General features: G+C 58.9%; 8 protein-coding genes and 1 tRNA gene. 8 read left to right on the top strand and 1 reads right to left on the bottom strand.

The window, feature by feature from the left end:
* The coding region (locus tag AC1XOS_RS15625) for a matrixin family metalloprotease (RefSeq protein ID WP_481963152.1) at positions 1-316 on the top strand (316 nt) is incomplete at its 5' end.
* Here AC1XOS_RS15625 and AC1XOS_RS15620 read toward each other — a convergent pair.
* Entirely contained in the window at positions 313-801 is a 489-nt protein-coding gene (locus tag AC1XOS_RS15620; RefSeq protein WP_481963151.1) for a hypothetical protein, read from the bottom strand. The genes AC1XOS_RS15625 and AC1XOS_RS15620 overlap by 4 nt on opposite strands.
* A gap of 138 nt (positions 802-939) precedes the next feature.
* Between AC1XOS_RS15620 and AC1XOS_RS15615 the strand changes: the two genes are divergently transcribed.
* From AC1XOS_RS15615 to AC1XOS_RS15585, 7 genes are all read left to right on the top strand, one after another.
* Positions 940-1,021: transfer RNA gene (locus AC1XOS_RS15615), tRNA-Leu, on the top strand.
* A gap of 107 nt (positions 1,022-1,128) precedes the next feature.
* The gene (locus AC1XOS_RS15610; RefSeq protein WP_481963150.1) at positions 1,129-4,638 is read left to right on the top strand and encodes a zinc-dependent metalloprotease; all 3,510 of its coding nucleotides are present in this window, start codon (positions 1,129-1,131) and stop codon (positions 4,636-4,638) included.
* A complete protein-coding gene (locus tag AC1XOS_RS15605; RefSeq protein ID WP_481963149.1) occupies positions 4,635-6,533 on the top strand; it encodes a YfhO family protein in 1,899 nt (632 codons plus the stop codon). Before AC1XOS_RS15610 ends, AC1XOS_RS15605 begins: the two co-directional genes overlap by 4 nt.
* Positions 6,521-6,871 (top strand): STAS domain-containing protein, encoded by a 351-nt coding sequence (locus tag AC1XOS_RS15600; protein WP_481963148.1) that lies wholly within the window; start codon positions 6,521-6,523, stop codon positions 6,869-6,871. Before AC1XOS_RS15605 ends, AC1XOS_RS15600 begins: the two co-directional genes overlap by 13 nt.
* 22 nt (positions 6,872-6,893) lie before the next feature.
* Positions 6,894-8,132 (top strand): ABC transporter substrate-binding protein, encoded by a 1,239-nt coding sequence (locus AC1XOS_RS15595; RefSeq protein WP_481963147.1) that lies wholly within the window; start codon positions 6,894-6,896, stop codon positions 8,130-8,132.
* A gap of 46 nt (positions 8,133-8,178) precedes the next feature.
* On the top strand, positions 8,179-9,141 hold the full coding sequence (locus AC1XOS_RS15590) for a branched-chain amino acid ABC transporter permease (RefSeq protein WP_481963146.1): 963 nt from the start codon (positions 8,179-8,181) through the stop codon (positions 9,139-9,141).
* A 71-nt stretch (positions 9,142-9,212) separates the two neighbouring features.
* Positions 9,213-9,671: branched-chain amino acid ABC transporter permease (locus AC1XOS_RS15585; RefSeq protein WP_481963153.1), on the top strand; the 459-nt coding region annotated here is incomplete at its 3' end.

The raw sequence follows: 9,671 nt of genomic DNA, 5'->3' as shown, positions 1-9,671 counted from the left end.
CTACCGCACCAGCGACTCCGGGATTATCCGTGCACAGATCAAAGTGGATGAAAACCTAGACGAGGAGCTAATGGTCCAAGTTCTCGCGCACGAGCTCGGGCACGCGATTGGCTTGGATGGCCATAGCCTGGATAGAGCGGATCTGATGTTTCCTCGTGCCCACTTGCCGCTTGTGGTGACAGAGCGGGATCGCAATACGTTCTTGACCCTCTACTCAAATTTACTCGCGGGCCGTGGGCGAGCACTCTCGCCAAAGCAAAACGACGGCAGTGAGCAAGTCACCACCGTCGTCTGTTCGTTTCCGAAGCGAGACTAGTTGCGTCCGCCGGGGCCGCCGGGGCCGCCAGGGCCACCTGGCATGCCTTCAGGGCGTGGTAGAGTCGCCTTTGCCATCAGCTTGAGGCCATCTACCGAGTACTGCAGAAGCTGATCGCCACGCAGGATATAGACGTACTTATCGGTAGCCGCAATGCTTGCGCCCCCGCCGCCCATCATCCCCATCATGCCGCCCATACCCCCTGGTCGTCCCTGTCCACCACCGGGGCCGCCAAAGCCACCACCGCCGGGAGGCCCTCCCGGACCGCCAAAGCCACCCTGGCCGCCGCCAGGAGGGCCACCGAAGCCGCCTTGGCCACCACCAAAACCACCCTGAGGCGGCTGAGGAAGCTCCTGCGCAACCAAAGTATTACTCGTGTCCTTGGCTTTTTGGGCGTTTGCCTGCTGCATCGTCGCCGCAAAACCGACTGTCAGCGCGGCTCCTAAAGCCATCCCGCCAACTACATTCCATCGTGCTCGTGTCATTGTCGAATCCTCCGTGATCTCTAGTATGAAAGACAAACGTGAAGAAGTCCTGAAGAAGTTTAGGTTTCCAAATACTTGACAGAGTAGAGACGGCGCGATAGAATCTCTCTCGCCTGCTAGTCAGGCAGTCCCTCAATTGCCTAGGTGGCGGAATTGGCAGACGCGCATGGTTGAGGGCCATGTCCCGCAAGGGGTAAGGGTTCAAGTCCCTTCTTGGGCATAAAAAAACGCAGAGGCTCCTCGTAACATTCGAGGGGCCTCTTGCGTTTTAATAGGGAGACTCAGGTATCATAAACTGTCTCTAAAGAACTGTTGAGGAGTTTTTCATTGAATCGCACGTTGCCCCTGTCAGCGCTGGTTTTGACGCTGATGCTCACCCCCGCTGTCCCGACGATGGCGCAGCCACCCGCCTCTCCTGCCGCTAGCCCCGCTCAGCCTCCTGCCGCTGCCCAGAAGGTGCTTTTTGTCAATAGAGCCCAGCAAAATCAAGTCAAGAAGATCAATGCAACCGCAACGTTTTCACTAGATGGTCCTGGGGGGCAGAAGCTCACGCTGGATGTGAAAGAGCTGGATCGGATCAACTACACTGGCGTGGCCGCCAGTGGAGAGATCACCTACGAGAGCCGTACCGAGTCGCTCCAGCAGTTTATCAACGGTCAAAAAGGCCCCGATGATCCTGATGTGGGAAAAGATGTTGATACGTTCACCATCAAGCCGGATGGCACGCTCGTCAGCTATAAAAGCTCCAAGACCGAAAAAGACGAAGATCATAGCGATGAGCGCCTCTATGTGGCGACATCCATTGCCTTCTCTGACAAGCCTGTTGCGGTGGGAGAGAAATGGACACGGGAGTTTAAGGCGAGCTCCACGTATGGGCTGATTGAGGCCAAGGGTGAGTACGAGCTCCAGGCACTGGAAGAAAAAAATGGCACGCTGTGTGCTCGGATCGGGGTGTCGTACACCGAGAACTCCGGCAAGAACCCCATCACGACCAAGGGGCTTATCTGGATCGAGATCGGTAGCGGCGATGATGTGGCCTCCGATATCGTGGTCGCCAACATTCCCTTCGGGGAGGGTGAGGTGGTGACGGCCAGCTTCAAGTCCAATCGCGACAGTGGCGGCCCACTCCCCGCCGACGAAGTGAAGAAGCTACAGGTGGGCCTGAAAGCCGAGCAGAGCAGCATTAAGGCGCAGTCCCCCAAAGTCGAGCCGCCCAAGGCCAAGACCATTGACGAGACAGTGAAGGACTTCGACAAGCTTCCTGGCGTGGTGACTCTCTGGCGAAAGCGTGAGGAAAGTGGCAAGGACACGATCTACGCTGAGGTGCGCGAAGACCAGCTTGATAAGCTCCTGCTGCTTCAGGCGACTTTTAGCACCGGTGATTCCAGCCACGCCGTTGCGGGCGATCCGATCAGCGACTTTGTCTTCCAGCTTACCAAGAGCCCCGATGACAAGATCTATCTCGCCGTGCCCAATACCAACTACGTTGGGGCTCAGGATGCCGCGACAGCGCTTGCCCTGAAGCGCTCGATGCCGCCGATGTCTTTTCTCCAGACCTTTAAGATCGAGGCCAAGCAGTCTGATCGCAAGAGCCTTCTCATTGACTTGTCCGAGTTCTTCAAGAGTGATTTCTTGGGAATTGGCTTTGCGTTCTCTGGCGCATCTCCTATTCCTGGACTGCTGGCAGGGCCCGCGGGCGGTGGCATGGGGCTAGATCGTGAGAAAACTTATGTCCTCTCGGTGAAGAACTTCCCGGAGAACTTAGTGGTCACGAGCCAGTACCACTTTGTGCGCGGTCTCTCGCCATTGCTGGTAAATACGCCGACCCTGGGAGACCCCCGAAGCGCTCCTGTCCAAGTGACGTTTAACCTCTCCGCACTCCCCGTGGACAACGGCTATATCCCCCGACTCTACGACCCGCGCATCGGCTACTTTACGGCAGACAACCAGACTCTGGAGCGCGATGATAAGCTGGATCAGACCCAGCGCTTTATCACCCGCTGGGATCTGCGCAAGAAGAACCCGGAGGTCGCTGTCTCTGAGCCGGTCAAGCCTATTGTCTTCTGGCTGGACAACGCTATCCCCGAGCAGTATCGTCCGACCTTCCGTGCCGCGCTTCTCTCGTGGAACCCGACTCTGGAGAAAGTGGGCTTCAAAGACGCCATCCAGGTGAAGCAGATGCCCGATAAGCCCACCGACGAAGAAGTCAAGAAGGGGCTGGTGCCAACGGACACCGCCGACATGCGCTTCAATGTGATTCGCTGGGTTCTCTCTCCCAACCCCGCCGATGCCTATGCCATCGCGCAGGCTCGTCATAACCCGCTTACCGGGCAGATTCTCAGTGCCAGTATCACGGTGGATGCGGGAATGGCGCAGGTTACCAAAGTGGAGTACAAAGACTCCGTCGCCCCTGAGCAAGCCTTCACCCGAATCGCGGAGTATGAGAAGCGCGAGGAAGAAGAGAAAGCACACGGACACCGACACGACAGCAAGCTCCGCTGTGAGTACGGCAAGCTGGCAAAGACCAATGCCTGGTTTGGCTTCCTCGCGGTCAATGTCCTCGCCGAGGGAAAGATCAGCCAGAAAGACTATGTCACACAGTTCCTTCATGAGGTAGTCGCACACGAGTTTGGCCATATTCTGGGGCTGCGGCATAACTTTGTCGCCTCCACTCAGTACACGCTGGCTCAGCTTGGCAATCCCAAAGTGGTTCCGTTTGGCAAGACGGTGACGGCATCTTTGATGGACTACACGCCCTTCAATATCGCCGCGCTAAAATCGCCGGGCGTTCCGTTCTGGTCGCTGAGCCCGGGAATCTATGACCAGTGGGCGCTTCAGTACGGCTACATGCCTGCTCCTGCGGCGCGTACACCCAGCGACGAGCTGCCCATGCTCAAGCAGATTGCAAGGCGCAGTGGAGAGCCCGGCCTGCTCTACATGACCGATGGGGAGGCCGATATCTTCGACCCCACGATCACGCGCTTTGATAGCTCCGCAAACCCACTTGACTACTGGGAGCGGGTCATGCAGACCGCGCAGGAGATGATGGGGAAGCTCGATAAGCGTGTCAAGCCCGGCGAGAGCTATCTGGAGTTTTCCCGGCAAGTTCAGGTGGTCTTGGACATGCTCTCGCAAGGCTCCGGGCAGGCGAGCCGCTACATTGGGGCACAGCAAGTCCGCCGAAGCTTCAAGGGGGATGCAGGCGAGAAGCCAAACCTCAAGCCAGTAGACGGTGCGCAGCAGAAGCGTGCTCTGGAGCTGATTGCCAAGTATATCTTGGCACCAGGAGCCCTAAAGCTGCCCCCTGGCTACCTCGAAAAGCTTACGATGGACCTGTCCGCGCCCGAGTCGCGCCCCTCCGAGTATTTCGTGGGAGACTACATTGCCAACCTTCAGAAAGCCGTCGTACGGCGCATGCTCTCGACGACCACGCTGTCGAAAGTGGCGAGCAATGAGTATAAAACGGCAGACCCGACGAAGGCACTGACCCTCCCGACCCTCTTCAAGACGGTCTCGGATGCGGTCTGGAGCGAGCTGGTCACTAAGTCTAACGTCGGTTTCTCGCGGCGGCACCTCCAGCGTCAGCACATCGAGTCGCTGATTGGCCTCGCCAGTGGCACCGGCACCGATGATAGCCGAATGCTGGCTTCCGCGCAGCTCAAGATGCTCCGGGAGAAGCTCAAGGCCGCGCAGAGTATTACATCGCTGGATGAGTACACCCGCCTGCACTACACCGATCTGGCGGAAAAAGTCCAGCGCCAGCTCGAGGCAAAGGTCAATATCAGCGGCGGCGGCGGTGGGGGCATGGGCTTCCTCTTTGGCCGCCCTGGAAAGTGACCTCGCCTCCTTCCCCCCCTGCCCCCGCCCAGCGGGGGGGAGTTCTTCTGTTACTCGGAACTCTTGCACTCTTCTTCGATGTGATCTTTCGAGGACGGGTCTTTTTCTACGGAGATCTCGCGCTCTATTTTATTCCCGAGCTAGCGTTCCTGCGCGACGAGCTTCTGGCAGGGCGCATCCCGCTCTGGAACCCGTATGTCAACTGTGGCCAGCCCTTTGTGGGAAACCCTCAGGCCTGGCCGCTCTATCCGTCGACGCTTCTGCTTCTGCTCTTCTCCGCGGAACGCACTGTCGCGCTCTCGACGGCGCTTCATGTGCTCTGGGCGGGCTGGGGAATGCAGGCGTTTTTGCGGACGCGCTCCCTGGGGCCCGTGGCGGCGGCACTGGGCGCGGTTGCCTTTGCTTTTGGCGGGGCCTTTGTCTCGAAAGCACAGTTCCCCAACATGCTTCAGGCAATGAGCTGGCTTCCGTGGCTGCTCTGGGGAGCTGAGCGGGTGCTGGCGAAAAACGCGCTGGGGCGTGTGGCAGCTCTTGGGGTGTGTGTCGGGCTGGCGCTGCTGGCGGCACATGCACAAGTGACTCTGATGCAGCTCTACCTGGCCGTGGCATGGGTGATTTTCCGTCTTGTGAGCTTGCCTCGTCGTGAGCGTCTTGGCGTTTTTGGTGCCCTCGCCTTGGCGGCTCTGCTGGGGCTTGGTCTGGCACTGGCACAGCTCCTGCCCGTGATTGAGTACGCAGGCACCTCCACGCGTCCGCACCTGGGGCTCCGTGAGGCGAACCGTTTCTATCTACCCTGGAAAGAGCTGCGGTTGCTGGTTGCACCCAACTCCTTTGGCAACCCCGCGATGTCCGGGGGCTGGTTCGGAAAAGGCAACTTCTGGGAGCCGTGCTGCTACCTCGGACTGATCCCGCTCGTGCTGGCCTTTTGTGGCCGTGGGAGCCGTGAGCGGACATTTTGGATTGGGGCAGCCTTTCTGTGTTTCTGGCTGGCACTCGGGCGTTCTGCGGGGCTGTTCACCCTGGCGTTTTACGTCTTGCCCGGTGTCAAGCAGTTCCACGATCCGGCACGCTGGCTCTATCTGGGAACCTTTGCGCTTGCCGTGCTGGCCGCACAGGGACTGGAGCGGGTGCGTGTCAAAGAGCCGGTCAAGTGGGCTCTGGTGCTGCTCGCAATCGCTGATACGGTTTTCTTTGCGCGGACACTTCACCCAACCTGCGATCCTGCCGAGCTGTCGGGGATTGCCCAAGCGCCACCGCCGCTTGCAGGGCGTGTCTTTCACCTGCGGCCCTACGAAGCCTGGAAGTATATCGCGCCCTACAAGCACTACCGTGAGGTCTCGCTGACGAAGCTCTTTGCGCAGCCCACGCCCAATATGCTGCTCGGGAGCCACACGCGGCAGGCGGGTGGCTACGAGCCCGTTGCCCGGCGGGACGTGACCAACGCGCTCAAGGCACTGGGCGAGCTCCCGGAGGAGCCCGCGAAGCTCACCAAGGCCCAGCAAGAGCAGCTCGAAGCACTGGGGATTGAGCGTGTGGTGGGCATAAAGAGTGAGTACGCTCTGACACAGCCCGCACCTTTAGCCACAGGTGGGAGGCTTGTTGGTTCTCGTCCCGGCGAGTGGGTTCTCATCCCGGAAAGCCCCGAGCGTACCGAAGTCGTAGTCCGAGAGAGCTTTGCTTCCGGCTGGCGCGCTTGGGCGGATGGGACACCTCTGCGTATTGCGCCCACCCCGCCGATTTTTATGAGAGTTTCCGTACCACCGGGCACGAAACAGCTCGTTTTTCGCTACGAACCTCTTTCCTGGCGTGTGGGGGTGTTTCTTTCCGGGGGCACAGGGTGTATACTGGTGGCATTCATGATGGTCTCATTAAGGAAACGGGTGTGGCAGAGCTAACAATCCAAACAACAAACACGGGAGAGATCCCTGTGATGGGGCTGAGTGGTGAGCTAGATGCCTACCACGCGCCTCGGGTTAAGGCGGAGCTTGAAGGGCATCTGGCGGCGGGCAAGACGACCGTTATTGTGGACCTGAAGCGTGTCGCCTACATAGACTCAACGGGTCTAGGGGTGTTGGTGGCCGCACGGAAGCAGGTTCTCGAAGCAGGCGGAACGCTCCTGCTTATCATTCTGCCCGAGAGCGCGGTTCAGCGCACCTTCACCATCACCGGACTGCTGGGTATATTTTCCATTTTTGAAGAAGAAGCGGCTGCGCTGAGCGCGGCGGCAAGTTAGGCAAGTTAGGAAGGATAGCAAGATGCATAAATTTTCCCGAGCGTCGCTTCTCAAGGCGCTCATTCCCGGCCTGGTTCTCTCCCTGAACCTGGTGGGCTGTAAAGATCCCAATGCAAACAAAACCGGCGGCGACTCCGGCACCGGGGCGGCAACCACAGCGGCAGCTCAGGACACCAGCGGCGATACGATTAAAGTGGGGCAGTACGCCTCGCTAACGGGCGAGACCTCGACCTTTGGGGTGGAGTCCAACGCGGGTCTGACCTTTGCGGTTGATGAGATCAATGCGGCGGGGGGAATTGACGTTGGTGGCAAGAAGATGAAGGTCGAGGTGGAGACGCAGGACGACCAGAGCAAAGCCGATGAAGCCAAGACGGTCGCGGTCAAGTTCGCCTCGGATGCCAAAGTGGTGGCGGTGATTGGCGAGGTTGCCTCAAGCCGCTCCAAGACGGCGGCTCCTGAGTTCCAGCGCGCGGGTATCCCGATGATCTCACCTAGCTCCACCAACCCGGAAGTGACCAAAGTCGGAGACTTCATCTTCCGTGTGTGCTTTATTGACCCCTTCCAGGGCTTTGTGATGGCCAAGTTTGCCAGTGAAGAGCTCAAGCTCAAGAAAGTCGCTATCATGCGCGATCCCTCACAGGACTACTCGGTCGGGCTGGCCGATGTCTTCAAAGAGGAGTTTGCCAAGATGGGCGGGGCGATTGCGGTAGATGTTTCCTACAACGCAAAAGACTCCGACTTCCGCAGCCAGCTGGGCCAGATCAAGGCGGCAGGCGCAGATGGTATCTTCATTCCTGGCTACTACAACGAGGTTGGGACGATCGCACGGCAGGCGAAAGAGCTCGGCATTGAAGTGCCTCTCATGGGCGGCGATGGCTGGGACTCTGAGAAGCTGGTCGAGGGCGCAGGTGGCCCCGGAAAAGCGCTGGAAGGTGCCTACTTCTCCACCCACTACTCCAAAGACTCCAAGGAGCAAAAAGTCCAAGACTTTGTGAAGGCGTTTAGTGCGAAAAATGGCAAGGCTCCCGCAAGCCTCGTCGCACAGGGCTACGATGCGATGATGATCCTCGCCGATGCCATCAAGCGTGCGGGCTCGACAGAGCGCAAGAAAGTGCGCGATGCCCTCGCCCAGACCAAAGACTACGAGGCTGTCACGGGGAAAATCACCATTGATGCCGACCGCAACGCGACCAAGAGCGCGGTGGTTTTGCAGATCAAGGGTGCCGAGTTTGCCTACGTCAAGACGATCGCTCCTAATTAATCTTCCGTCCCACGTGAGCTAGCGCTTGCGTGGGACTTTGCCTTTTATGGATCAATTTCTTCAGAACACTATCAATGGTATCCAGCTCGGAAGTATCTATGTGCTGATCGCGCTGGGCTACACCATGGTCTACGGCGTCCTCCGACTCATTAACTTCGCCCATAGCGATGTTTTTATGGTTGGGGCCTATGTCGGCTACTTTGCTTCCCGCTGGCTAAAAGTCAAGCAGCAGGTGACTCTCTTGGGAGGACTGGTACAGCTCCTGCCTGTCCTGCTGATCTCGATGACAGTCTGTGTGGCGCTGGGCTTGCTGATCGAGCGCCTTGCCTACCGACCTCTGCGCCGTGCGCCGCGTCTCACGGCTCTGATCACGGCTATTGGAATCTCGCTCTTTCTGGAAGGGGCGGCTCAGCTTCCCTTTGTCTTTGGCGTAGACCCCAAGTTCTATCCCGAGATCCTTCCCAGTGGCCCGGAGGCGACCCTTCATGTGGGGCAGAACCTGACCATCTCCCAGAACCAGCTGGTTCTGGTGATTACGGCGTTTGTGCTCATGGCAATCCTCTGGTTTATCGTCCAGCGCACCAAGATGGGCAAGGCCATGCGCGCCGTCAGTCATGACTTTGATGCGGCAGCTCTCATGGGGATCAACACCGATGCGGTGATCTCGTTTACCTTTGGCCTTGGCGCTGCACTCGCCGCAGCGGGTGGCGTGCTCTTTGGTGCCCTGACCTTTAAGAGCATCCTGCCCTTGATGGGAGTGCAGATGGGCATCAAAGCCTTTGTCGCCGCCGTGGTCGGGGGGATTGGCTCGATTCCCGGTGCGATGCTCGGTGGGCTGCTCATGGGCCTCTCTGAGTCTTTCGTGAAAGGCGCACCGCATGTCAAGATCGGCTCCTACGACTTTGACCCGTCGCGCTGGGTAGATGCACTGGCCTTTGTGATTCTGATCGTGGTGCTCCTAGTTCGGCCTGCGGGGCTGCTGGGCAAGAACACGCCGGAGAAAGTCTAGCCATGCAGAAGAAGATCTTAACGCGTCTTGGCGGGAGCGCTGTGACCCTGATCGGGCTGCTCGCGGGCTCGATGCTCTTTCCGCTCTACCTTCAGGATGTGGTCTACCGCGTGGTGATGCTCTGTGGGATCGCGATCATCATGGCGGTCTCACTGAACCTGATCAATGGCTTCACAGGCCAGTTCTCGATTGGACATGCGGGTTTTCAAGCCGTGGGCGCCTATGTTGCGGCCTCGCTGACGGTCTACGGTCACGACAAGCTCTTTCCTTTTGTGCCAAAAAACGGGGACTTTTCCTCGCCGCTCTACTCCCTGCTCTCGGGTGGCCCCGCGATGCTGCTCTCGATGCTGGTGGGAGGGCTTGCGGCGGCGGGAATCGGCTATGTCGTCGGCCTGCCCAGCCTGCGCCTGCGCGGCGACTATCTGGCCATTGTGACACTCGGGTTTGGGGAGATTATCCGGGTCGTGGTGGAGAACCTCGATGTGGTCGGGGGGCCGCGTGGCTTCTCAGGCGACCTGAAGTCTGGAGTA

The organism is Armatimonas sp. (genome assembly GCF_964826245.1).
Note: the sequence above shows the minus strand (reverse complement) of the source record. Positions and strands in the feature narration are given on the sequence as shown.

Bases quoted from the DNA above. Each gene is read 5' to 3' on its own strand.
- AC1XOS_RS15595 (WP_481963147.1), top strand. From the start codon at position 6,894: ATGCATAAATTTTCCCGAGCGTCGCTTCTCAAGGCGCTCATTCCCGGC.
- AC1XOS_RS15590 (WP_481963146.1), top strand. From the start codon at position 8,179: ATGGATCAATTTCTTCAGAACACTATCAATGGTATCCAGCTCGGAAGT.
- AC1XOS_RS15620 (WP_481963151.1), bottom strand. From the start codon at position 801: ATGACACGAGCACGATGGAATGTAGTTGGCGGGATGGCTTTAGGAGCC.